This is a genomic window from Paenibacillus sp. MDV22-iso6, from assembly GCF_058408365.1.
Genome location: NZ_JBZVDZ010000002.1, coordinates 192,911 through 219,232, shown reverse-complemented (window position 1 = coordinate 219,232; position 26,322 = coordinate 192,911). Strand labels below are relative to the sequence as shown.

The 26,322-nt window shown below is 48.7% G+C and carries 20 protein-coding genes; 2 read left to right on the top strand and 18 right to left on the bottom strand.

Annotated elements, in window-relative coordinates; all coding sequences use genetic code 11:
* The 17 genes from AC4PM4_RS07220 to AC4PM4_RS07140 all read right to left on the bottom strand — a co-directional run bounded on the left by AC4PM4_RS07220 (position 1) and on the right by AC4PM4_RS07140 (position 24,052).
* The gene (locus AC4PM4_RS07220) at positions 1 to 1,011 is read right to left on the bottom strand and encodes an ABC transporter permease (protein WP_063567843.1); all 1,011 of its coding nucleotides are present in this window, start codon (positions 1,009 to 1,011) and stop codon (positions 1 to 3) included.
* A gap of 89 nt (positions 1,012 to 1,100) precedes the next feature.
* Entirely contained in the window at positions 1,101 to 2,912 is a 1,812-nt protein-coding gene (locus AC4PM4_RS07215) for an ABC transporter substrate-binding protein (RefSeq protein WP_491613225.1), read from the bottom strand.
* 203 nt (positions 2,913 to 3,115) lie between these two features.
* A complete protein-coding gene (locus AC4PM4_RS07210; protein WP_491613223.1) occupies positions 3,116 to 3,802 on the bottom strand; it encodes a response regulator in 687 nt (228 codons plus the stop codon).
* Positions 3,802 to 5,019: a sensor histidine kinase gene (locus tag AC4PM4_RS07205; RefSeq protein ID WP_161490651.1), complete on the bottom strand. Its 1,218-nt coding sequence runs from the start codon at positions 5,017 to 5,019 to the stop codon at positions 3,802 to 3,804. Before AC4PM4_RS07205 ends, AC4PM4_RS07210 begins: the two co-directional genes overlap by 1 nt.
* A gap of 54 nt (positions 5,020 to 5,073) precedes the next feature.
* Positions 5,074 to 5,520, bottom strand: a complete 447-nt coding sequence (locus AC4PM4_RS07200) for a hypothetical protein (RefSeq protein WP_063567839.1) — start codon at positions 5,518 to 5,520, stop codon at positions 5,074 to 5,076.
* Between the two features lie 249 nt (positions 5,521 to 5,769).
* Complete coding sequence (locus tag AC4PM4_RS07195; protein WP_491613221.1) at positions 5,770 to 6,414, bottom strand: Vat family streptogramin A O-acetyltransferase; 645 nt, start codon at positions 6,412 to 6,414, stop codon at positions 5,770 to 5,772.
* A 112-nt stretch (positions 6,415 to 6,526) separates the two neighbouring features.
* Positions 6,527 to 8,512 carry a CotH kinase family protein gene (locus AC4PM4_RS07190; RefSeq protein WP_491613220.1) on the bottom strand — a complete coding sequence of 662 codons (1,986 nt, stop codon included), beginning with the start codon at positions 8,510 to 8,512 and terminating at the stop codon, positions 6,527 to 6,529.
* A gap of 227 nt (positions 8,513 to 8,739) precedes the next feature.
* Positions 8,740 to 13,086, bottom strand: coding sequence for an alpha/beta hydrolase fold domain-containing protein (locus AC4PM4_RS07185; protein WP_491613218.1), 4,347 nt, complete (start codon positions 13,084 to 13,086; stop codon positions 8,740 to 8,742).
* A 23-nt stretch (positions 13,087 to 13,109) separates the two neighbouring features.
* The gene (locus AC4PM4_RS07180; protein WP_491613217.1) at positions 13,110 to 14,660 is read right to left on the bottom strand and encodes an extracellular solute-binding protein; all 1,551 of its coding nucleotides are present in this window, start codon (positions 14,658 to 14,660) and stop codon (positions 13,110 to 13,112) included.
* A gap of 135 nt (positions 14,661 to 14,795) precedes the next feature.
* Positions 14,796 to 17,165, bottom strand: a complete 2,370-nt coding sequence (locus AC4PM4_RS07175) for a heparinase II/III domain-containing protein (protein WP_491613216.1) — start codon at positions 17,163 to 17,165, stop codon at positions 14,796 to 14,798.
* Positions 17,166 to 17,199: 34 nt separating this feature from the next.
* Positions 17,200 to 17,967, bottom strand: a complete 768-nt coding sequence (locus tag AC4PM4_RS07170; RefSeq protein WP_491613215.1) for an SDR family NAD(P)-dependent oxidoreductase — start codon at positions 17,965 to 17,967, stop codon at positions 17,200 to 17,202.
* A 28-nt stretch (positions 17,968 to 17,995) separates the two neighbouring features.
* On the bottom strand, positions 17,996 to 19,834 hold the full coding sequence (locus tag AC4PM4_RS07165) for a cache domain-containing sensor histidine kinase (RefSeq protein ID WP_491613214.1): 1,839 nt from the start codon (positions 19,832 to 19,834) through the stop codon (positions 17,996 to 17,998).
* Positions 19,831 to 20,868 carry a response regulator transcription factor gene (locus AC4PM4_RS07160; RefSeq protein ID WP_491613213.1) on the bottom strand — a complete coding sequence of 346 codons (1,038 nt, stop codon included), beginning with the start codon at positions 20,866 to 20,868 and terminating at the stop codon, positions 19,831 to 19,833. The genes AC4PM4_RS07165 and AC4PM4_RS07160 overlap by 4 nt, the downstream gene beginning before the upstream one ends.
* Positions 20,869 to 20,910: 42 nt before the next feature.
* Positions 20,911 to 21,789 (bottom strand): carbohydrate ABC transporter permease, encoded by an 879-nt coding sequence (locus tag AC4PM4_RS07155; RefSeq protein WP_063567831.1) that lies wholly within the window; start codon positions 21,787 to 21,789, stop codon positions 20,911 to 20,913.
* 12 nt (positions 21,790 to 21,801) lie between these two features.
* Positions 21,802 to 22,719: an ABC transporter permease gene (locus tag AC4PM4_RS07150; protein WP_063567852.1), complete on the bottom strand. Its 918-nt coding sequence runs from the start codon at positions 22,717 to 22,719 to the stop codon at positions 21,802 to 21,804.
* A gap of 56 nt (positions 22,720 to 22,775) precedes the next feature.
* The gene (locus AC4PM4_RS07145) at positions 22,776 to 22,985 is read right to left on the bottom strand and encodes a tautomerase family protein (protein WP_063567830.1); all 210 of its coding nucleotides are present in this window, start codon (positions 22,983 to 22,985) and stop codon (positions 22,776 to 22,778) included.
* A 158-nt stretch (positions 22,986 to 23,143) separates the two neighbouring features.
* The gene (locus tag AC4PM4_RS07140; RefSeq protein WP_063567829.1) at positions 23,144 to 24,052 is read right to left on the bottom strand and encodes an arginase family protein; all 909 of its coding nucleotides are present in this window, start codon (positions 24,050 to 24,052) and stop codon (positions 23,144 to 23,146) included.
* Positions 24,053 to 24,143: 91 nt separating this feature from the next.
* Between AC4PM4_RS07140 and AC4PM4_RS07135 the strand changes: the two genes are divergently transcribed.
* On the top strand, positions 24,144 to 24,695 hold the full coding sequence (locus AC4PM4_RS07135) for a CGNR zinc finger domain-containing protein (protein WP_491613211.1): 552 nt from the start codon (positions 24,144 to 24,146) through the stop codon (positions 24,693 to 24,695).
* Between the two features lie 306 nt (positions 24,696 to 25,001).
* Here AC4PM4_RS07135 and AC4PM4_RS07130 read toward each other — a convergent pair whose 3' ends face one another.
* Positions 25,002 to 25,319, bottom strand: a complete 318-nt coding sequence (locus AC4PM4_RS07130; RefSeq protein ID WP_491613210.1) for a hypothetical protein — start codon at positions 25,317 to 25,319, stop codon at positions 25,002 to 25,004.
* 367 nt (positions 25,320 to 25,686) lie between these two features.
* On the opposite strand from AC4PM4_RS07130, the gene AC4PM4_RS07125 reads away from it, so the two are divergent.
* Positions 25,687 to 26,265 (top strand): TetR/AcrR family transcriptional regulator, encoded by a 579-nt coding sequence (locus AC4PM4_RS07125; RefSeq protein ID WP_491613208.1) that lies wholly within the window; start codon positions 25,687 to 25,689, stop codon positions 26,263 to 26,265.
* Positions 26,266 to 26,322: the final 57 nt, after the last annotated feature.

The window sequence follows — 26,322 nt, the reverse complement described above, 5'->3', positions numbered from 1 at the left end:
TCACTGTTCCTCCATTTGAGCGGCCTTGATGCGCGGGTCAATGAAACCGTAGATGACATCAATAGTGAAATTTGCAAGCAATACAGCAATGGCAATCAGCAGCGTACACCCCGAGATTAGTGGGTAATCCAGTTGCCTTATGGCCGTGAACAACCATGTGCCGATGCCTGGATAACTGAAGACAATCTCACAGATGAGTGACCCACCGACCATCGTACCGATGGAGAGCGCAAGTCCCGTAATTTGCGGCAGCATAGCGTTACGGAATACATAACGCGCAATTCGGCCGTCGCGAATACCCAGCAGTTTACTGTATAACACATAGTCTGAATTCAGCTCATAGATGGACATCTCCCGCATGCCAATGGCCTGACCACCAATGGTCACAAGCACGATGGAGAGGAACGGCAAGGTATGGTGGCGAACCACGGACATGATAAAGTCGAAGCTCAGCTGCGGTACCATCTGGAAGTCATATCCGCCCGATAAAGGGAACCATTTCAGTGATAACGCAAAGACATACAGCATAATAATAGCCAGAGTAAAAAAAGGAATGGAATTGATAAATAAAGCTACCGGAAACAGTACTTTATCAAAAACACCCTTCCGGTACGCTGCAATCGCACCGAGCAAATTACCAATGATCCAGCCGACCAGGATGGCCGGAAGTTGAAGCCCCACCGTCCAAGGGACGGCGGAGGCCAGAATGTCCGTCACAGGCTTCGGATACAGTCCAAAGGACGTGCCCAGATTGCCTGTGAACAGATTTTTCAAATAGATGCCGAATTGGGTCCATAGTGGCTGATCAATGCCGAATTCAACCGTAAACGTCTCATACACCCGCTTGATGGAATCCGAGTCAGTCATCCCTGACGTCATTTTGGAAGCGATCATGCTCACCGGGTTACCTTCAATCAGTCTAGGCAAAATAAAATTCAGTCCGATGGCAATGACCAGGGTCAGGCCGTACCAGAATACTTTTTTGGCGACATATCTGGAATAGGCATTCATAGGATTTAGCACCCCCGAGTTTAGCGGATAAGGGCCTTATGTCTGAAGTGGCGTGTCACTTCATCGTGTCCTGATTCAATATGAGTTCCTTAATTGTGGATCTGATACAATGCCTTAATACCTGCGCCGTCCATCGAGATTTGCGGCGGAATGTTGGTGCCATCTCCTTCTGTCGGGAAACCTTTCCAAACCGATTCGTTCACGGTGTCAAACACCCATGGTCTGTACATTAGCGGAATAGAAGGGATATCTTTCAGCCAGATGGTATTCAGTTCAGTGTACAGTGACTTCAGCTTCGCCTCGTCAGACACGGATGGAATCTCTTCAATAATGGCGTCTGCACGGTCATTCTGGTACCGTCCCCAGTTCCAGAAAGCCATCTCACCCATTGGGGCAACCCCTTTGGAGTACATGATCGTCATCGCACGGTTCCACGGCTGGCTTGGGCTGACCCCGCCTGCAGGCGTGTTCATGATAATATCGAATTTGCCGGTTTGCAGATCATTGGTCCATACCGGGGATTCCGGGAATTTGGTGCGAATCTCAATCCCTATGGCCTTGGCGCTCTGCGCTACGATCTCCAGGGCAGCGTTCCAGTCAGACCAGCCGTAAGGACATTCAACCTCGAAAGGTCCAAGGCGTTTGCCGTTAAGAACACGGATGCCGTCTTTACCTTTGGTTGCTCCAATCTTGTCGAGCAGAGCGTTGGCTCCTTCAATATCCATCGTCCATTGCAACGACTTGATGGCATCTTGGTCAATATATTTGGACTCGGCGTCCGAGTTCAAGGTCAGGGAAGGCTGCATCGGTGCGGAATATCCGCTCATGGCCAGCTCCGAGATTTTGTCATAGTTGATGCTCATGGCTATCGCACGGCGAACGTCAGCATTATCGAGTCCGGCTTTGGACAGATTGAAGAAAATGCTTGGCATGGAACCGGGCAGATAATACGGCGCATCCTTCAGATACGTTTTGACAGCAGCCCCGCCTTCCCACATCTTCCACACTTGAGGGATAAACTGCTGGGAGACGTCCACTTGCCCACTCTTGAACGCCAGATCACCTGCGGCATTATCCTTGTAGATCACGTGAGTGATGTACTTCGGTGCGGGCAATTTGCCGAACAATTTCTGCCCCCAGTAGTTATCGTCACGGACAATCGTAATTTTCTGGTCGTTGTAAAAATGAAGCTTATAGGCTCCGGTTCCCACTGGATTGTCATTAACCTCTTTACGAATCGCGGTCAGATCATTATTGTTCTTCTTCTCGATCTCTTCCCAGATATGCTTCGGCAGCATCGGGATCAGTTCAATGCTATCCAGTACGGTCAGCTTGTTGGGGTTATCAGGGTTCAGCTTAATTTCCACGGCCTGTGCTCCATCTGCTTTCACTTCACTGATGTAGGTCCAGAAGCTGCTCCAGTTGATATCGTATTTTTTGCCCAGTTCATAGGTGTATACAACATCATCTGCTGTAAAAGCCGTTCCGTCGCTCCACTTCGCATCCGCATTCAACTCAATGCGCAGAGTCGTTTCATCCTTCCATTCATACGAATTGCCCAAGAGAGGTTCAAGGCCACCGTCAAGCTGGTTTACCATAAACAGGGTTTCGTACACCAGTTCCCTGGAGTTGCCGTAATTCACTGGAAATGCGGGATTTCCGCTCAACAGATTGAAGTTGGTTGGTGGCCCCCATTGCAACCCATTGATATACAAGGTCTCATTACGTGGTGTTTCCTTGTTGCTCTGAGGTGCAGGTTCGTTCTGGGTTGTCGTGGTCGGTGTATCCACCGTCCCTTGTGGTTCACTTACTGATGGCGGCTGAACACTTTGGCATCCGGCTAACAATGTGACCGACATGAACAGAGCGACGAGCGGTGTGGCAGCTCTCTTAAATCGCATTCTGAACCCCTCCGTGAATTCATATTGATGTTGTTGGAAGCGCTTACTTAAAGTTATTCTATGACTTATCTCACACAACATTCCATCTCTTTTCTCAATTTTGAGACATTGTTTTTGAGGTCATACAAAATAACCAGCTCCGCATGGGGCAGCTGGTTATTTGCTGAATTTGGATCACTACTCCACAGAAGATCAAGAACGGTTTACTTGACGAATCCATTACGAATGGCAAAGACGACCGCCTGTGTGCGGTCTTCCACTTGAATCTTTTGCAAAATGCGATGTACATGAGTCTTGACCGTACTTTCTCCGATAAAAAGCTTGCGAGCAATCTCCTCATTCCGTAATCCATATGCCATCTGCTGCAAAACCTCCAATTCCCGTCCCGTAAACGGTTCCGGCAATTGTTCGTTTGCTACCGTCTCCTTCACTGAATCCGAATGACTCGGAGTTGAACGAATAGCAAGACCGATCACCTTGGCTGCCACCGCCGTGCGGTAGATCGCCTCCCCCCGATATGCAGCACGAACCGCATCAACGAGTTCGTCTGGCGCCGCATCCTTGAGCAGATAACCAACAGCTCCGGCACGTATTCCTTTGTACACATAGTCCTCATGATCGAATGTGGTCAGGATGACCACTTTGCAGTCAGGCAGTATCTTCATCAGCTCCGCTGTCGCTTCCAGTCCGTCTCCTGCTTCCATCTGCACATCCATCAATACGACATGTGGACGAAGCTCTGCTGCCAGAAGGACTGCTTCATGTCCCCCGCCCGCTTCGCCTACCACTTCCATATCCTGCTGTGCATTAATAATAAAACGTAAACCATGCCGGACCAGATGCTGGTCATCCACGAGGAGTACACGTATGTCCCGTATGTCTTGCTCCATTATTGTTCATCACCTCCCATAATCTCCTTCACATCTTGAGGAATGGTAAGGGTTAACCTCATTCCATGTGGATCGACTGCATCAATGGATAAGGAACCGCCTGCCCTTTCACATCTTGCTCTCATACTCGACAGTCCGAAACCGGGAGAGATCGGATTCTCTTTGCGATACATTCCGTTGTCCTCCACAATCATATGTAGCTGATGCTCCTTCTCCAAGATGTCCACCTTCACTTGCGAAGCCTGGGCATGACGAATGATATTCGTTAACGCTTCCTGAAGTACACGATACAATAATTCGGACGTTTCTGGCGTCCAATGGCTCGTCTGCTCTTGGGGGGTCAGTTTGATCGTGAAACCTGCCATCTCCCGTATCTCATTCACCAGACTCGTCAAGGCGACCAGCCCGAGGCCTGCTTCATTGCTGCCCATCTGATGAGCAACAGTCCGAACCTCCTGGAGACATTGTCGGACTACTTCAAGCACCGTACCCATCGCTTTGTCGGCTTCCGCTGCATCCATCTTCATCATATATGGCAATGCCTGAAGCTGAACAATAATGGATGTCAATCGGTTACCAACACTGTCATGCAAATCCATTGAGATTCGGCTTCGTTCTTCAAGTACGGCATACTGCATCAATCGCACGGTAGCCTGCTCCAACTCCTGATGTGTATCCTGAAGCTCCTGATGGGCATGTGTCAGTTCAGCGTGCACCTTCTGCAATTCCTCATAATGTCGTTTGCTGTCCTGTCTGCTTTCCCGCCTGATTCTCGCAGCCCAGCATAGAATATAGGTTACAGCGTGAGCCATCGAATACACCAGAATCTGATTGGGTTCGTATTCATCCATATAGAGCAGCGCCGCATTCCCAATGATGATAACGAAGCCAAGCAACGAAGAACGATGGATGGGCAATTTTAGCGCAGTATATCCGATGAGATAAAAGGTTAATTCAAATATACGATACTCGGCCTGGAAGAACTGGGCATAGAGCAGCGTCACCATCCAAATCACCAATATCCCTAACGTTCGCATCCGCTCATTTCGAAGTGACTGTGGAACCCAAACCAATATAAGGTAGGGCAGTCTAACGACCAGTCCTGCACCCAAATCGACCCACGCCAATTCTTTGAAGGGCTCGATCAGACTGGAGAGCAGCAGCAACGTTAAAATAAGATCTGCTGTATGATCCAGTACCACCTTTCGAATCTGCATCCATTTCGAATCGTTCTGCATAGCTATCCTTTCCAATCCTAAAGTTTGAAATGATTATACACCTCTGCCTTGAAAGCGCTGGACTTTGGCATACAGAAAATAACGCCGGGCAGCAATACTTCCCAGAGGTAGAAACAAAAGAGCATTGCTCAGTGAAACCACCGTATGATGCACATCCCATTGGCTGGCGAGCTGTCTTAACACCATAACCGCGATCAGAAGCAAGCTACTGGCCAGCGATCCCTTAGACATCATTTTACCTGTAGTTGGATGGATTCGAAGCTGTTCCAGATGTACCCGCCACGCACCAATCCCGCAACCTATGATGAGAAAAACAATATATAACAGAATGTTGCCCACCGTTAATGGTGTATTTACTACGCTCGAAAGCACCCAATACGCAATAATCGCTGGAAAGACCCATAAACGGGATGTCTTCACTTCCTTCTCCCTTAGCGATAACAATAGAACAATGACAGCTACAATAACAATATTCATCATGTTTTTTTCCTCACCTTCTCCACGTGTTCTCTGATCTACATTTAGTGTAGCCGAATTTAACGGGAGTTAAGTCCACCTATAGATGGATTGGCTCTCTTAACTTCTTCCATCCAGGGGCTTATTGTGGATATGCAAGGTTCCATGAAGTGTGATGATGATGAGCATATGGAGTGCAAAATAAAAAAACTGGCTCCATAAGGAACCAGCGATAGTCTCGTTTTTTTTGCAAATCAATTTACGTACACCAACCTACTTACTCTTCAGAAGCTCACGCAATGTCTGCGGATCGTATGTAGAGACCAGTCGTTCCAAATGTGTGTCCAACCACGCCTCATCTTGATCCCACCATTTCAGTTCCAGCAGTAAAGCAATGATCTCGTCGTCGAAACGCTTTTTGATTGGTTTGGCCGGGTTTCCACCCACAATGGTGTAAGGCTCGATGTCCTTGGTGACTGTCTCATTGGAAGCGACGATGGCACCGTCTCCAATCGTGACACCCGGCATGATGGTTACATTTTGCCCAATCCAGACGTCATTGCCCAATACAGTGTCTCCCTTAAAAGGCAGTTGATCCAGCGTAGGGGTCACTCTCTCCCAACCACCACCAAAAATATTGAAGGGATAGGTTGTCATGCCCTCCATCCGATGATTGGCACCATTCATAATGAATGTCACACCTTCGGCAATTGCACAAAACTTACCGATCACCAGACGATCGCCTAGGAAATCATAATGATGCTGAATGCGGTCATAAAACTGCTCGGGTGGACGACTGTTGTCACTATAATACGTATAATCACCGATCAGCACATTAGAGCGCGGCGGCAAATTTTGAATGTAACAAACGGTACGAATATTATCATTAGGGAAAAGTTTTGTTTTATCGGGAGCCATATGTGTTCCCTCCTTTTCCCTCATTGTACCAGAAAGGGATTCGATCTGATCATCGAATCCCTTTTCTTGTTCTCCGTAGTACAACATTACTAACTATACCTGAGAGATTTTCTTATTTGGATGTAAGTGTTACTTGTGCAGCCGTTTGATCCCAATCCACGGTCAGTCCCAGTCCTTCAGAGATGAAGCGTACCGGCACAAGCGTGCGACTGTTTTTGATAATGGCTGGTGCATCAATTTCGAGCGTTTCACCATTCACCGTTGCTGTGCTGCTTCCGATCTGGAGCACAAGCGTCTGGTCATTCAGAACAGCTGTTACCGTTTTCGCTGTTTTGTCCCACGTTACTTCTGCATCCAAAGCTTCAAGGATGGCGTTCACTGGTACCATAACCCGGCCACTTTGCTCTAGCGGGTCCTGATCCGGGAACGTAATCGCTTTGCCATCGAGAGTTACCGTAATCGCTTTGTCGGTCGTTCCTGTTCCGTTATCCGTGCCTGTATCTTCTGAAGTCTCTGGCAAAGGCGTTACTTCACGTCCAAGTTGCTCTTGCAGATTGGCAAGTCGGTTCAGGGCAAACGTCGTCAGCGACCCCGCTGCCATGGAGCCCATGCCTCCACCTCCGCCAAAGTTACCGCCCGGACGTGTTTGGGTATTGCCTGTGCTGTCTGTTGTTCCTGTTCCCGTTGTGCCATCCGGCGGTGTTGTACCATCGGGAGGTGTCATGCCTTCAAAACCTTCTGGAGGCGTCATACCTTCCATGCCCTCTGGTGGTGTCATGCCTTCGAATCCTTCTGGTGGTGTACCACCCATGCCACCCATACCACCTGTTGCATCAGCGTTGGCAGAGTATGCAATGTTGGATTCAAACTGCTCTGTTGTGTAGAACTTCGTTGGATCTGCTTCAACATATGGACGAATGATGTCAGCCAGACCTGTGATGCGGTCCTGGATGCCTTCCATATAATCCGTCAACTCATTGACGTAGCTCAAGTATTTTTCCTTATACTCAGGCACGGCCAACAGGTTGTTGATCATCGGTACATTTTCCATGCTAATGCCCAGTACTGGCTCGTCCACGGATACGTTCGTTGCATTGGTGTTGGTCGTGGTTGATCCAGTTGTTGTTGTACCACGTCCGCCTCCACCCGAGTATCCATTAAAGGACATGTTAAAGTCCCAAGGTACAACGGTGAATTTGCCAGCCGCATCTCCGTAAAGCATGTAGTTATGCCCTTTGTCGCCGCTATAGCTGTCATAGTTACCAAAGACCATGTTGCCCGCGATATATTTCAGTGCCGAATCCACATCCAGCACACTCTCGATATCACCTTTTTCACCTTCAGGCATGTCGTTCAGCGTTTTGATGAAGTTTTTGAGTTTGGTTTTATTCTCGTCCGTACCCAAATCTTCGGTGATGGTGCTGTAGTCACTGCCTTCTGAATATTGCAGGTAACTCTTCTCATCCGTATCGTAGAGGACACCGTCCTCATAATCTTCACCGTAATTGCGTTCCAGGTAGCTGTCATCTACTGCTTCAACCCCGGTATAGAAACCAACCAGTTCGCCGTTGATATACAGATTAACGTAGTTCGTCATCGGTACATCCATGCCAATGCTGCGCAGCGCTTCATAGTGAAGAACTTCACGCATGTACGATGGATCGGAATAGTTGTTGTTCAGGACCATTTTATCCAGACCGAGCAGGGTTTGTGTTTTGTCGTATTTATCGAACTTCAGTCTGAAGCTGTAACGGTCCGAATCTTGCATGGAGGCTACGGATTTCAAAGTCAGATTACCCTTGGTGGAGAAACCAACGTTATCCAGCTTGTTGCCGTCCACTTCCACACTTACCTTCTTATAATCCTTATCCAGCGGGCTTTCGAGCATGCTCTTCCAGTCTGCATCATCAATCGTAACATTCACATCAATGACGTTGTCCGTTTGGAACAACGATTCATAGGCTTGCGTGACGCCTGTGCTGGTGCTTGTATCCTCTGCGGCAAACGCAGCGTTCGGGCTTCCTACCAAGGCAAAAGATGATGTTACCATCGTCACGGACAAGGCCGTTACTGCAACTTTACGTAGTAAACTATTCAAATGATGAATCCTCCTTCTTGGTTTCTGTTAAGCAACTTAGGCTTATGAAACCATGGTAGAGGACAAACCTTTAATGAATCTTAAATAAATGATTCACAACAAAAAGTAGCCCATCAGGCTACATAAGTTGAACTATAAATGGTACACCTGATCACTCCGATTGCAGTATAGTGTAAAATTGAGCTTCAACTTATATAGACGCCTGCTAGGCTACTTGCTCTGATCCTTTACAGCTCGGTAACGGTAACACCTGCTGCTTTGTAATAGTCCTCATTCACATTGTTTAGAATGTTGGCCTTCAGCAGAATGCCGACTCCGGCAAAGAGTCCAATTCCGTTTGTGTTACCTTCGATTCGGTTATTTTCAATTAACACATTCTCGGGGTTTCCTTCGCCAATATTGCCGGCTCCGGCATCACCTTTGTCGCGCTCAAGACGCACGCCCCAGTAACCGCTAGCGGTATTGTTACGGATCACATTGCCTCGAATTACCGTGCCCGGTCCATTCAGCACTTTGATTCCTGCCGTATCTGTAATCGTGGTTGTATTCTCGATGAGATTATCCTCGATTAGAGTATCCGGGGTGCCCATGGTTACCGAAATGCCGATTTGGCTGTTTGTGATCGTGTTGTCATGAATGTAGTTTCCTTTGCCCGACTTGCTGTGATTGCTGGGTGCTGAACCCCCTGTATTGCCAAGTCCAATCCCTGCGCCTGTCAGCACATCCGTAATGACATTGCCCGAGATTTCATTCAAATACTCCAGTTCACCATGAAGATCAATAGCATCCAACTTCGTTCCGTTAAATGTATTGCCACGCAGTACGTTGTTATGGGCAACAAACTGGATCAACGCTCCATGTCTGAGATAAGGGCCCTCAAACGTACTATCCTCCACCACATTCCATAACGTATCATTGTCAAAGCCGAGCCGATCGGTCTTGGCCGTTCCCTGAATGGAAATTCCGTAGCCTGAACCCCCAGGGCCCAGATCTGTTGCATTGCGGAATGTTGCATGCTTCACAACGACATCTCGGCTGTGTTCGATGCGGATAGCCATTCGTTTAAATTTCTCCACAATTACACCGTCGATCGTAATGTCATACGATGGTTCCTCACCATAGTTAGCGATGTGGATCATGCTATCCGGCCCCCCTGCGGAGGGATTGTTGGATTTGTGATCGGTCGTGTAGCTGCCAGACCAGGATGAAGTTAGGGTCATATTGGATACGAGAATGCTGTGCTGAGCCGATGCTTTTAGGACGGCGCTGCCCGTCACCTGATCCAACGATGTCTTGAGCACGGTTCCTCCACTGCTCTCTCCTCTCAGGTTCACCCCGGATTTGAGCATCAGGTTGGTAGTTCCATCCGGCCCGGACAAAAAATTGTACACTCCATCAGGCAAAAACACTTCATCACCTACGCTGGCCTCATCAATGGCAGCCTGTATTGCAGGTCGGTCATCACTCGTATTATCAGCCAGATCTGCTCCGTAATCCCGTACATCAATCGTACGTCCGGTTACAGCATGAGGAGGATGGACTGCATGTGGTGTTCCATCTGTCTCCGTCAGACCTGGAGCGATAAAGGACTCCGTTCCCTCCGGTGGTTGAGGCTCAATGTATGGAATCAGGGCAACAGGCGTCCCTCCCCCTACAAAAGGAGCATACAAATGCACATCGGTCAGACTTGTATAAATACTTGAATCAGAATTGCCATGTCCGGTGATCCGTACATAACGTGCAGAAGTATCCGGGATATCAAATGCCTGCATTTCTGTTGTATCCCCGCTGCTTTCGCCGCCATATACCTGGGTCCAATGATCACCGTCAACAGACGTTTCTATTTCAAAAAAGGTCTTCCTGACATCCCCTTTGTAAAAACCAATCCCAACATAGCCCACTTGCTGTGCCTGCCCCAGATCAAATGTGATCCATTGCCCCTCTCCGGCAACAGACCAGCGTGTATAACTGTTATTGTCGATGGTATTAGTCGCCAGGTTGCCGTCGCTACCGCTTGCCGAGACGGAGGCAACAGGCAGGGACGATACCGGAACGGTAAGGGTGGTCAAATCGGATGATAGGGCACTGCTGACGTTGCCAGCTTCATCAATCGCCCTCACTTGAAACGTGTACGATGTTCCGGCTGCAAGTCCGCTGTCACGAAATGACTGCTTACCTTGTTCAGCCAGCAAAACTCCATCCCGATATATCCGGTATGCAGATACAGCCGTATCATCGCTGGCAGCGGGCCATCTCAGTTCCGCAAAATCCGTTCCCCAGTTGCGAATCTCAAGTATAGCTCCCTGCTCCCATTCTGGTGATTGCGCGTCACTGCCTTCTTCGATTAAAGCAATGACAGATAACTGTGGACGCGGATTGCTCGTTCCGTTGGCTTCCTTGGTATAGACGTTAACGGAAACACCTGTTGATCCCGCATCCGCGAGCAAAAATGCAATCTGCCCGGCATCTGGACGACTCTTCACATAATCGGTTACATCCACTTCATAGACGGCCGGGCTTCCACTACGATCTGCCGTGACCCGGAATTTGCCAAGCAGCGAACTTTCGCTGAGACTTTGGACCGGAGCATTCAACCAGGTTAACGATGATTCGCTCCAGTCTGTTTCATTCAAACCGTAAAGAGACAACTCTGTATTGATATTTGATGTGCCTTTTTTGGCGGCAATCCGTAGTCGATACCGATCTCCATCGGGCTCATTTCCGGACATATCAAATTTGAAATACACATATTTCTTGGTCGATGAAGTGGAAGAGATGCTTAGTAATCCGGTGCTGGAGCCCGTTGCCTGATTGAAATTCAGATCAGGCTTGCTGCTGTCAATCGCCGCATCGTCACTTGGCAGCTTGCTGGCGATGACCTTTTCAATCAACGGTTTTTCTTCTTCGGCTCCAGGCGAAGTGTCTTCGGGATTGTTTTTGAACATAATGGGCTCCGTAACGATCCGGTTCTTCACATGTTCATCAAGAAAGGCCCATGCCGCCGCATTGGCAACCTCGGAAGCCGTCCCTGTAAATCCATGGCCCTGACCAGGTACGATTTTCATATCCACTATCGGGACACCCGCAGATTGAAGCTGTCCCGCGAAAGTAACACTGTCTGTGTAAGGAATGGTGGCATCAGCATCACCGTGCCGAATCCAGAACGGTGGATCATCCGGTGAAGCATAAGTTCCCGGCATCGCAAGTCTGGCCTGCTCCGGTACATCGAATGCACGATGTCCGCCAAGCAGAGCCGTGACCGAGCTATAGTTATTGGCAAATGTCGTTGTAAAATCAGCGGGTCCGTACCAGTCGGCGACCGCCTGCATTTTGTCGGAATACTCAGGCCATCCGCCAGAGCCTTCAAGATCAGGTACATCTACCGTCACCCCTGTATCGAGCATTACAGTGTCACCAGCCACAATGTCCCCTGTTGTACCGAGCAATGCAGCCAGATGGCCGCCCGCAGATGATCCCCAGACGCCTATACGACTCGGGTCCAGGTTGTACTGCGCCGCATGGGCCCGCAAATATCGGATAGCCAGCTTTACATCCTGAATCTGGGCAGGGAAAGGCGCCTCAGGCGTCAGCCTGTAGTCCAGAGATACACCGATGTAACCGCGTTTGAGTACATAATTGCAAATGGAGTTCAATGCCTGCTTTCGGTCCCCGTGATTCCATCCACCTCCATGGATATAGACCATGACCGGCATCGGTTCAGCTGCCGCTGTCTCAGGAACAGCAATGGATGAATAGATTGCTCGCCCACCAGCCGTGCCAATCTCCACATCCTCGTATAAAGTCACTCCTTGTGGTGGCGTAAATTCAGTATTCTCCTCTCCAGGCGGAACTGGCGATGGGGCAGGCGTTATACCGGGAATAGCCTGACCATAAATGGCAACATTGTCGATATACATGTTGGCCTGCATGGCATCTCCTGTCCGAAAACGAATTTTCACCGTGCTGTTATTGTTCGCTTCCGAACCTAGCGCCCAGCTTTTTAGCGTATTACCTTCCTTGTTCTTCACATCTGGAGTGCCTGGGGGAAGTTCAAATGTCTCCAGCGTTGCCCAGGAACTGCCCCCGTCCTTCGACCATTCGATAATAATGCTTCCGCTGATATAGGACGAGGCGCGTGTATAGTAGCTCAGCCGGATATTTCCGTATCCAGTTAGATCAAGTGGCAGCGCAAGTGCATCGGTTCCGTCAATCTTGATCATGTTGGGCAGCGAGGGTGCAGTTGTGGAAGATGATGTTTTGGCCTTGCTTCCACCTACTCCTTCCTGCAGCCAGGGAGCTCTCAGTGCAATTCCGCCTGTAGAGCCAAAATTGTCCGGGTCATCAAAGTTTTCCGCGTAAATCTCCAGCTCTGGGCCCTCTGGATCTGGGATATTTTCTTCCTGCGTAGTATTTAAAATAGAATGAGGATCAGCGTCTTCCATCGCCCGGACTTCATGCACGGGAACGGTAATACCGCTAATGAGTATGACAGACATGGCAACAAGTACGACCCGCTTCTTCCACGTTTTGAACACGTCATTCACTTGTATCCCCTCCGTATTCAGCTGACTCACTACACTGGTTCCATCCTGCTTAGTTAGCGACGCGGTGTCGACACTCCCTCACCTTTTTTAAATTTTTCAGTGGCTTCTTCGATTGCCTGATCGCCGCCCTTGGATTTCCATTCCTCTACCACTTTCGGCCAATCGGAAATTGGCTCCTTACCATAAACCATCTTGATCATGTGTGTGAGCAATACCTGAGGAGGTGTATCCGAATTGGGAGCAATATCGGGATTCTGTACAAAAGCTTCCAAACGCGGATCAAAGTTGATGCCATCCCTACCTTCTTTGGCTAAGATGGTATCGTAAATATTCATCAGCTTTCTGCCTTCTTCTGTCAGCGATAACGAGCCTTTATTGTACGTCGTGTCCTGTACGAACCATAAGAACGACTGACGGTAACGCTCTTCGTCCACACCAGCAGAGTCTGTTGGAGCTGTATATGAAATCACGCCATTATCCTCTGTGTAGGTCTCTCCTTCTGTGCCGTATGTGAAAAACTTCTCGGCTTCGTCTGACACCATCCAGTTGAAGAAACGGATAATGGAAGCTGGATCAGCAGCATCCTTATTAATAAAGTAGGCACGTGTCACCGGACCGTACAGATAATAACCGCCCTTTCCGTCGGGGCCGACTGGGGAAGGGATAATCTCGATTTTGGCATCGGGAACCGACGCTTTAATCTGCTTCTCCCATTGGATCAGTTCGTTGGCGTTCATGGACCACATACCTGCCTTGCCCGAGAGAATCGTATTTTTGAATACGGTGGAATTGATGGTCGCGAACTCTTTGTTGATCAGCCCTTCCTCATACATCGTCTTATAGACAGTTAGGGCTTGCTGCATATTCTCGTTATCCATGAACTTCGGAACAACCTGGTCGCCCTGCTGCTCCATCATGGACAGGAACTGCTGTACGTCATAGGCACCGAAAAAGGTATCTGCATATTTGAAATCCTCACGCCCCATATAGGGATTCTCCACGCCGAGCTTCTTAAAGGCGCGCAAGACGTCCATCGTTTCCTCAACTGTAGTTGGCACCGGTAGTCCCGTTTGATCCAGCAGATCTTTGCGAATCCAGGTTGCCCGGCGGGATGGATTGGATAAATATTCAGGGATGGCATAGATATGGCCGTCATGAGTTACCTGGTCCCAGGCTTCCTTAGGCACGGCTTTGAGCAAATCTTGCCCGTACTGCTGTAACAGTTCATCCAGCGGCTGAAATACTCCAGCTTCGACCGAGCCGGCCATCTCTTTGCCGTTGACGCCGCCGTCACCCTGCACCACGTCAGGAATATCATTTGTGGCAAACATCTGGACCATTTTCTGTTCATATTCCTTATGGGGCACCAGGACAATTTTCAGATCGGTATTGGTCAGATCCTCCAGTTTCTTCACCCATTGATCCTTGTTAATGTCCGGTGACTTCTCCACATAGGTATACGCCAGCGTCCGTAGTGAAATGGAGAATTTTGTTTTGCCGTCTCCCCCGCCCTCACCGGATGTTGCCCCACTCCCTTTGTTGCACCCCGTCATGACAGCTGCCGCCAGCAATAGCGCCATGCCTGAGACCATCCACTTTTTCATGCTACCCCTCTTTTCATCCTGATTTAGGTACCACTCATTGGTGAAGCGCTTTCAAATAGATGTTAAAACATCCCCACCGCCTGCAACAATGGGGATGTTTTAGATGAGATTGCGTTTTCTTTAGGTCAGCACTCCCTAGTACGTCTTGGATACCTCGATCTTCTTCGTTACACCGTTGTCGGTAAAATAGAGATGAATGCCGTGATCCTGGTCATCAATGAAATAAGGGACATACTTCGGCTCCTCGATCTTATATGGCACAAGCAGCGTTACAATTCTATGGCTTGAGGCAGGCCGCGTTTCTGCGCTCAGATGATAATGTCTTTCCAACCCTTCGTACTCTGCCGGGTCCACCTCTGCGAATTGATCCGTCTGGCTGAGCGACAACTCACCGGAGGAAGCATATACAAACGTCCCTTCAAGCCCCGCCTTATTACCGTTCAGACGGAAGCTCTGCCCTTTCAGCTGTAGCGGGTGCAGTGCATGGAACAGCCATTGAACGCTGTCCGGCTTCTCGAGATCAATGTGGTCCACAATGACGAAATAGGAGGATTGCAGAAAATGAATCTCCCGTACAACACGCTTCACATGGGGTACGGTGCTGGCATAGGCATCGGTCGCTACCGCGCGCACATAACCATCGCCATCCCGCCAATAGGCCTCTTCGATCTGCCCGGTGGCAGCCATGTTCAGCACCTTGTTGTTCTCAGCATACTGACCTGTTCCACCAATCAGCAGGTTGTTTTTGGAGCGTGTCTGCCTGCGCCATTCCCGGTGAAAGGAGCTGCCGTGCGCGATATAATAGCCCGTATCCGCCGCAAGCGGCTCACCAAATGCATGCAGGGTAAAGCTGTTCTGATCCGCATGACTGTGGCTGATGGAGCCATAACGGCTCGATTTGAGCAGCAGCATAACATGCTCATCCGGATCGTCCATCCGGTGATGCATGGCTACCCACCCCACATCACGGAACCACTTAAGCGGCTCAATGTCCACAGGCGACTCTTCCTCCACCTGTGGATAATCGTGGCGGTATACCAAGTCGTCAAAGTTAAAGTCCCACCAACCGTAATTATAAAAAGCTCCCTCTGTCCCCGGATCGGATTGGCGGACACGCTCAAAGTACCACTGGTACCAGCGGTTGCCTGTAACACCCGCCAGTTGGCGGACAAGATAGCCTGTTTTCAAGTTTACCGGGTCACCCAACGTAGACTGATCTCCAAAGCTGGCACGCCGAGCGTCGGGCGGGTACACGTAGAGTGGAAAATCTCCGGTACGCTGGAAGAACGGCCGACGAAAGAAATCGATGCCCGCATAATTTCGCAACAAATTCATTGCTTCAGTCACATAGGCCATGCCTGTTGTCCAGTACATTGGACCTTCGGCCCATCCCCCATCACTGCCACCCCAAGGGGAGTACAGACAGGCATAATAATCGATCGCATAATCCAGCCACTCTGCAGCCTGCTGCTCCTCATGCAACAAGGCCATACAGCAGGGCACAAGCACGGAAGACAATGAACGCACAGCATGGCTGTCATAAGGCACATGATGGATCTTCGAACGGACCATCACATGCTGGGCTACCTGTTCTGTCCGCCGCAGCAAACTGCGTCTTACCACCTCTTGCTCTTCACTGTTCAACTCATCATGCAGCCAATCATAGCCCCAAGCGAGTGCAGCTGCGACCCGAAAGGCCGCCTCATCGTTATAATCACGGGATGTCGTTCCCTCCGTATCCCAAGCCGCCACATGCAACAGCCAGGTTTTGGCTGCTTCAAGCAACCGTTCGTCACGTAGCACCCGCCCCGCGATGCTGAGATGCCGAATCGCATATAACGTTTCCTGACAGTCAATGTACATTTGCCTCCAGAGCGGGGCGACACGTTTGTTCTCCGGGTAAGGCAGCGGTTCACAGATCAGTTCGCGATTGGCCCACGTCTCCACGGATTTTGCCATAAACACATCCCAGCCGCAATATGTAGCATCTGACGCAATGCCATCCGCAAGTGCCCTTAGCCCACTCTCTCCGAGCCATAACCGGGGGTGAGACGTGTCCGTGGCAACATACCGCTGGGCCCGAGAAGGTATCGGTGTGTCGGGTAATCCCGCTGGTACCGTAAATCGCCTCACCTCACTCCATGCCGACATTTCCTGTTGCTTACCCAGCACAGCGTCCGCTTTGGCTTCGCTATCTTGCTGCACTGGATGATCTACAAGCAGCGCATATCTCCAATAATATTCCCCAGGTTCAAACACCCGGTCAGGCGTGAAAAAGTTATACGGGAGCGGCACAAAGGTCATCGTCCCTTCTTCCTGAAAAGAAGGCCCCACCGACACCTGCAGCAGATAGGCATTCTCATCCTCCTGCTGTGCCGCCATCCAGGTAAACCTTGGCGGATTTTCTGTCAGAACAGTATGTTCGTCAGGTGCATAGTCCACATGGAACGGCCCGCTGATTGGTTGGTACAAAGGTCTTTCTGCAAGCTTCCGCTTCACTTCCATCGTATCGTCCCCTCCTTATCGCAATGGTGTAGCATCAACGCATGTACATTCCCCCATTGATTTCAATCGTTTCTCCGGTTATAAAAGAACCCAGCTCGGAACACAGGTATTGCGCCGCTCCTGCGACATCATCGGGAGTCCCTTCCCGTCCAAGCGGGATGCTGCTTACCGCAGAAGATCGACCTTCCGCCGAGGTGAACGTTGCGTGGAATGCCGTTTGCCCGATGAAGCCCGGGGAGAGCGCATTGACCGTAATCCCGCCAGGAGCCAGTTCTTTGGCAAGTCCTTTGGTTAACGCAATGACCGCCGCCTTGGAGGCTGCGTAAATAGCTGCACCCGGACCGCCCCCGTTATGAGCCGCTACCGAGGTCAGATTGATAATTCGGCCGCCTCCAGCCGCTTTCATACCAGGAATGACCGCTTTGGAGACAAATACGGCGCTCTTCAGATTGACATCCATAATCCGGCTGTAAAGCTCCTCGCTCATCGTTTCAATGGGGCTTCGTTCCACCAGATGCCCTGCATTATTAATCAACAGATCAATCGGACCGCCAAAGCGGAGCGTAATCTCCCCAACCATCGATTCTATGGCATTCGTATCGGTCACATCTGCCTGAAATGCAGCTGCTTCACCGCCAGCATCCCGGATGGCGGCCACGACCTCCTCCGCCCGATCCATATTATGCAGGCCATTCACAGCCACCTTTGCTCCGCAACGAGCCAATGCCCCAGCAATGGCAGCACCAATTCCTCCGCTGGAGCCGGTAACCAGCGCAATTTTGTTCTGCAAGTTAATATTCATTTTGATCTTCCTCCCTGTATAGGTTCAATTAAATCCGTTTGCTATGCTGATCTGCAGGAAGCGCCATCGTAATGGTCGTTCCCAAACCTCGCTCACTCTCAATCATCAAGCCATACGTTTCTCCAAATACAAGCTGAATCCGCCGATGGACATTCATGAGTCCGATGCCTCCGCGATGGTAGACATCATCGGAATCTTCGCCTGCCAGACGATTCAATTCCAGACGGTCACGCAGCTTCTCCAGGCGTTCCTCGCTCATGCCCATACCGTTATCCTGGACAATGACAAGAAAGCGATCTTCCAGGCGCCGAGCATCGATACGGATAAAGTGACCGGGCTCCATGCCTCGCGGAAATGCGTGTTGTAACACATTTTCCACCAGTGGCTGAAGGGTGAGTCGGACCATTTTTTCCAGCAACAGATCCGGTGCAATGATAACCTCAACTTCAAGCTCTCGATCCATGCGATGTTTCATGATGGAAAGGTAGGCCAGCACATGCTTCAACTCATTAGCAACCGTAATTTCCTCCAGATTGGTCTGAATGGAATAACGGAGCATATGAGCCATGTATTCCACCATCTGTGCAATTTCTTCGGAGTCCTGTACGACGGCATAACATTTGATCGTTTCCAGTGTGTTGTAGAGAAAATGCGGATTGATCTGCAACTGAAGCGCCTGAAATTCCGCACGGTGCCGTTCCAGCGCCTCCTGCTGAAGCTCGATTTCCGACTTCTGGCGGCGCAGCTCCGACTCGTATACACTCTCAATCATGTCCGACAGGCGGCTGACCATCAGATTATAGCTGCGGATCAGCACACCAATTTCATCGCGCCTTTCCTTCATCTCCACCTTGTTCCAGATTCCCTTCTCCGTCTGTCTCATTCCGTTCATCAGCACACGAATAGGTTCCACTTGAGATGCTCCGATCCGGTAGGCCACGACAAGCGCGGCGAGCAAGGTCCCCGCACCAACCCATAATGTGGCTGAACGGATCGTTGCAATCGGTCTTTGCAGCTCCGACAGCGGCACGGAAGCGACAAAACGCCAACCCGAATATGCAGAAAGCTCCGATATGAGCAGCCGTTTGGTGCCATCCGTGTTCTGTTCCAGTGATCCTGCCTCCATGTGCATAAGCCTATTCACAGTGTTGGACGCCATCGCTGTCTGCGCCTCTTCGTCCCCGGGTGTGTAGATTACAGTTCCGTTCTGATCCATCACATACTGATACCCACCTTGACCGAGGTCGAGTTCTCCCCATATTTTGTCAAGCTCCAGCACATTTACTTCCATCGCCAGTACTCCGTTTGGCGTATAGGAGGATACCCCTCTAATCCGGCGAGCGATCGTAATCACATTGGCGCTCTGTCCACTGCGAATACTGCGGGTAAGCAACGTCGATTCTCCATTTGCAGGGGTTGCAGCCAGCAACTCCTTATATTGCTGTGCCGCGTCGATATCCGGTATGCCAGCTGAATTCTGGTTGTCATCAATCACAACACGCCCGTTATCCCCGATAACATACAGGAACTTGATCTGTGGGTATAACATAAAAACAGGCGGGAACACGTTCGTCTTAATCTGACGGCTGTACTCGTAATAGGCATAACTGTCCTCCGAATTCATATCGAGGAAATGCTTCACACTTCCGTTCGAGAGAATGGAGTAGGTCGCACGATCATAATTTTGCAAATACAGATCGGTCTGGTACGCCGTATTGCGCATCGTTTGGGCGATGTTGTCCGCAAGCTGGTCGTTCATTTCAGTCGAGGCATAGGTATAGGTGAACAGGCCGATGGCGGACAGTGACAACGTAATCACGACGGCAAAATGAAAGAACAGACGGATGGACAGGCTGCGCTTCATCATTCAATGCCCAACTTGCTACGATATTCGGACGGGGTCAGTCCGGTAATTTTCTTAAATGTCTTCGTAAAATGGGGATGATCCGCATACCCCACTTCGTAGGATATATCCGTAATCCGGTTGCCCGGCTGTTCCAGCATGCGTTTGGCCAGTTCCATTTTGCTGCGTATCCGGTATTGGATAAAGGTCTGCCCTGTCGTCTGCTTAAATAGTTGACTAAAGTAGGACGGGTTAAGGCCCAGCTTGGCGGCAATCTCGTCCAGTGACACTTCGCGGCGCAAGTGCTTCTTTAGATAGGCTTTTGCTTCTTCCACTGGATGCTTGCGCTTGCCACTGCGCTTTTCCTTGATCGTCTTCATTAACGTGTGGATCTCGTTGCCCAGCGCCTCAAAGCATTCTTTAGAGGAAGCGCTTTCATTTATCTCGCAGGATGTACTCATCGTTCCGTTGCCACGTGCGTTCATGCGGGCCACAATCAATTCCAGCAATTCCTGAAAAAGCTCCGCTGTCTGCTCAGGCATCAAGGAATATGACGGGTAACGACCAGACCATGCTGCGAGCAGCTCCGTGACATCTGATTGTCTCAGCTCCCATATGGCATCTTCCAGACGCATCGCCCAATCATTCAGCTCCCTCACGGGTACAAGGGAAACCGTAGGTTTATCTTCTTCGGTTGCCAGCAATTTGAGCAGCAGTTCATGAAGCTCCTGTCGTCCCACAGGCTTTAGCAGATATCGCTTTACTCCATAATCCATACAAGCTCTTGCATATTCAAAGTCCGAATAACCGGAAACCACAATAATGCGCATCGTACTTCCTTGCTCGGATAAACGTCGGCACAGCTCAATACCATCCATCGTCGGCATGCGGATATCCGTAAACAGGATGTGTGGCCGAAAGGCCTCTACCACCTGAAGGGCCTCTTCCCCATGCGCTGCCTGACGTATCTCACAGTCGAACAGTCCCGCTTGCTTGATCATCTTCGCCAGACCCATCCGAATCATCGGTTCATCGTCTGTAATCAAGATTCTGAACATCGCCATTCCCCCGTTTCCGTCAGATCTGTATGCTTCTTGTACTTAAGATTTGACGGAGCCGACCATGATTCCTTTTACAAAATGCTTTTGCAGGAAAGGGTAAATGATAATAATCGGCAGGGTGGCGATGATGATGGTTGCCATTTTGATGCCTTCCGGCGATGTATGTGCAAGGGTACTGTAGACGGCAGAACCTGGATCGACGGAAATATCGTCACTCTCAAACAGCTTCTTGAGTGTTACCTGGATCGGCCACCAGGCCGGATCATTCAGATAATAAAGCGCGGTGGAATAGGCGTTCCAGTGGCCCACCGCATAGAAAATGCCGAGTGATGCCATGGCCGGTTTGGACAATGGAATGACGATACGCCAGATGATGCCGAATTCCCCACAGCCATCAATACGGGCAGCGTCGATCAGTTCACCCGGTAGCTGTGCGAAGAACGAGCGCATGACGAAAAAGTTAAAGGCATTAATCGCTCCTGGCACAATCAGAACCAGCGGGTTGTTGACCAGATGTAGTTCCTTCATCAAGATGAAGTTCGGAATGAGCGGCGCCGAGAACACAACGGTCACTAGGACAAACATGACAACCAGGGAGCGCCCCTTGTACTCTGGACGGGAAACGGGATACGCCAACGATGCCGTTGCAGCGAGATTGACCAGCGTCCCGAACAACGTCACCCCAACCGATACCGCAAATGCCCGCCAGAACGAAGCATCGCCGAATACATATTCATAATTGATCCAGGTAAAAGCAACTGGCCAGAAGCTGACCTTTCCGCCCATGATCGCTTCCGAGCTGCTAAGAGATTGAGCCAGCACATTAATGAAAGGCAGAATCATCGTCAACGAGAGCAGCGTAAGAAAAACGAGATTTCCAATGCGGAATATACGGTAACGGACACTGGGGGTACGCATCTATCTCGCCTCCTAATACAGGCTTTCGCCGGTTGTTTTTTTGCTGAAAAAATTACCGAGTAGAACAAGCATCAAACCCACGACCGACTTGAACAACCCGATGGCCGTTGTATAGCTGTATTGCTGTGAGAGCAGGCCGGCTTTGTAGATATACGTATCGAGAATTTCTCCAGATTCCAGATTGAGCGGATTCAGGAATACAAACACACGCTCAAAGCCCAGATCGAGGAACTTCCCGATGTGCAGCAGCAGCAGGATCATAATCGTTGGCAGTAATGATGGCAGGGTAATTGACCATATTTGCTTCAAACGTCCGGCTCCATCCACCTCTGCCGCCTCATACAGATCGGGATTAATGCCCGCAATGGCAGCCAGGAAAATAATCGTTCCGTAACCGGAGTCGCGCCAGATCCCGGAACCGATCAGAATGGAACGAATGTACGAGTCTTCTCCAAGAAAGTAGATCGGTTGCATGCCCAGAAATCCAAGTGCCTTGTTCACCACCCCGGCATCCATCGAGAAAATACCCATGAAGATACCACTAATGACGACCCAGGACAGAAAGTGAGGCATGTAAACAATCGTTTGCAGCAAACGCTTAAACACAATCATCCGTACTTCATTCAGCAGAATGGCCAGTAAGATCGGAACCGGGAATGCAATCACCAGATCATATAGTCCGAGCAGAAGTGTGTTGTTGAGAATTCGTAAAAAGTCATAATGGCTGAACATCTTCTGGAAATGCTCCAGGCCTACCCAATCACTTCCGGTAATGCCTTTGAAAATGTTGTAGTTCTGAAAAGCAATGATCGAGCCGAACAGAGGCACATATTTGAAGAGGAAAAAATACAGGATGCCCGGTACGGAGAGCAGGTATAGTATCCGGTATCGCCACAGATAACGTCCCGCATCTCCGAGCCGAGTGCCCAGACCAGACGAGTTAAGTCTGGCTGTTCCTCGGCTTGGCGGCGCAATGTCCGTCGGCTTCACGTCTTCTCCCCTCCTTGCTTCTGTGATTGCATGGCTTTCAAATTATCAGGAACGTTCTCGTCCCATGGGATTTCATTGAATTCAACGGAAATATAATCCGGCTCACGGTCGATAATACGAGATAGCTCGCGTGTGAACACCTCCACGATCTCCTGCTTTTGCTCATCCGTCCTGCCTTCATACAGCCTGATCGTAATTTCTGGCATCCGAGTTAAGCTCCCTTCACCATATAATGTAAACGCTTCAACAACTTCATCTTAGCGTTCCTGTGAGAGAGCAACAATGGACTGTCTTTTCGTTCACTTGTGTTTTCTTTAGGTGGGGATGATGGTGAGAGGGCTAATAACTAATATTTCGGATGGGCTTACTCTTTGCCTTGCAGCACTTTAATAAGCAGATTGCAAAATTTTCGAGAAACCTCTTGAGTAAAGTCTAAATCGGGGTCCAAAATAGCTACCGTCATCCCTATAATTAGATTGGAAGCCAAAATCGTCTGGAGTATGTGCTCCAGTTCATGCCAGGTAAGACCATTGGATTCCGGGCAATCCACACAAGGCATAATCGAAGCATCCAGCACATCTGCATCCAGATGAAGCCAATAACCTTCAACTTCATTGGTTCGGTTCATATAGTTCTGTATTAACGTTGTCGTCTTCTCTAGCCCCTCCCGCCTGATCTGTTCTGCACTGCAAAAAGAAATACCAGCTATTGTGGCTTCCTCTATAATGTCCTGTTCAGGATCAGATTCTCGGTAACCTATCGAAAGAACGTGTTTTGGTTGAATATAAGGAGCTCCTCCCTCTAAATTGGTAAGAAACTTTGTCCCCGTTCCAGTAACGATTGCCAGATCCATTCCGCCAACAACAGCCTGTTTTCTGTTCCCCTGATGATAATAATCCGGATGAGCATCGATATGAATTAATCCATATGTCCCCTTCCGCGAGAGGGCAAGAGCGCTCCCGACCAGGACACTGCAATCCCCTCCCAATACCAATGAAAAATCGTCATCTTCTATTACCTTTTGGACCACATTAGCTAAATTAACGGAGTAAGTAGCCACTTGTCGGCCATTTAATGTTCCTTCATCGAAAACTTCTTCGATAGGATGCTCAGGCTTGGATATTCGTTGAGTAACTTTCACATCAATAGCTGAATGCAAGCCCAACTGCTCAAGTGTATCTGGAAGCTTGTCACAACCTCTTTCACGTCCATCTGGATGTTTACGGAGCCCAAGATTCGTAGGTGCATGTATCATTTGAATGGTTTTGTTCATCGATTTCTATCTCCTCACTTGACTTTATGTAAGTACTAAAACATAATTTAAGCATTACTATATAATGAAAAATGTAAGGAGTCAAACTAATATGAAGTCTTACAACGAAACGTGGTTTTCTTTCACATTTGAACTAATCAACACCTATGATCCCTTTTACGAAGAACCCGAAAGACTCGGTAGCGTGGCTCTACTCACAGAACTTCTGAATAAACATGGGTTGCTGTCAACCAAGTTACCTACCTCGAAAGATTTAATAGCTGTTCATGAGTATCGCGATAATTTTCGTGATCTTATTCGAACGGCAACGGACGAAGAACTCTCTCTTTTCCTAAACACATATCTCTCTCGTGCCCCAATCCAGTCAAGCCTATCTACAACTACGGGTGGGCAATTCATGTTCGTATATGATCAACCGGAAGGAAAAGGACATTCGTTGAGCGATTCACTGCTTTCCATCTGCTCATTGGTATTAGGGATGGAATTAACCGAATACGGTAGATCACGCCTTAAAGCGTGTGCTTCTGCACCTTGCGAGGAAATATTTATGGATCATTCCAAAAACGGGCTGCAACGCTTCTGTAGTAAACGTTGCTCCACCCGATATCATGTCAAAAAACACAGACAGCTCGGCCATCTGTGAAGTAGTTATTGGTTTATGAAATTTTCTTTTAACTGTTATAAGACCTTCTGCTCGCTCTCCGTATGGAGGGCGAACAGATAATGAGTTAATACGCGGCCTTCATTGAAAATCGACAAGCGTTATCCTTGCGCTATGAGTCATACATAAAACTAAATCTATGCAATTTCAAAAGGCAATTTGGAAGCTAATCTCTAATCAATAAAAGTCATTTTTTATCGTCAAAACCTACAAAGCCAAGTGTAACTCAGCCACGTTATTTATTCTATTTAAAAACCTTATTCAACCTAGACAAACATGATATTTCAACTACGTATGACTTACAGTACAGTTTAATAAGACTCTTACTGCTTGGGTGTTTCTCCCACTCCTTCCGTAATACATCGCCAGTTCATAGCAGAATTTTAGATAATATGAGTCATCAGTATCTGAAATGTTCTTCCAGTCAATGATCTGTATATTTTCTTCAAATAAACTTTCATATTCTTTTATTGGTAACCCACTTAATCGGTTTGCTTCAAGTAGCGTTAAGAGCCCAGTAATCAACTCTTCCTTACTTTGCAGAATAAATGATACATATTCATCTAAAACCTCTGTTTTGCCTTCCAATAAATTTAACACCATCAAATTAATTTTAGAGATCTCTGCATAATATTTAACTTCATCTATCGATTCTTCAACTGTGATTCTTAACCATCATAGTTTAAAATAAGATGCATTTCAGTTATCGGCATTTCCCCCTAGATCTTATCCTTCTCTGAAACAAAAAAAGTCTTACTTATCAAAAACTCGTTTTTTTTCGTTAGCACCTGTCTGAATACATACTAGCTTCACTTAATCCCCCTCAAAAGCTTTTATCCAACATTATGACAAACATCACTTCCTTCCTCCCCATTCAATGATACATTTGTTTACGACCAATTGACCAAATAAGTAATCCGGTCAACTCTGAGTTGTCTTTTATCATTGCATACGATTAGGAGGTGCATATGCCATGAAAACTATCGATCGAAGGCAGCAGGTCATTGACTCTGCTGAGAAATCGTTCGCGTTGTTTGGATACAAAGCCACTACAATGGAGCAAGTTGCAAGACTGGCTAATGTGGGCAAAGGTACGATCTATACTTTTTTCGAGAATAAGGAAGAACTGTTCGGAGAAATCCTCCACTCGATCATTACTGATATGAAGCGGATTACAGAGCAAACTGTGCAGGACGACAAACCATTTCTTGAGAACGTACACCAGAGCATGGACGCTTTGCTGGAGTATAGAGAGGAACATGAACTGTTGATCAAGCTGTTTCAGGAGGTGAACGAGTTCGGCACGCCTCAGGCGAAAGAAGGCTTGCAGAAAGTAGAGACAGCCATTCTCGAATATTTAGAACGTCAAGTTCAGCGCGCCATGGAACTAGAGCAGATTCGTGAAGACGATCCCAGACTGGTCTCTTTTGTCCTGCTGAAGCTGTATGTCACTTTAACTTCCGATTGGAACAAAGCGCATCCTTCGCTGCATAAGGATCAGATCAAGGATTTCGTGGGCCTCTTTCTCAAAAGTGGACTATCCCCTATATAAAGAAAGATGTGAATATGAATCCTTTATCGATTAGAGATAGATATAGCAACCGAGTAG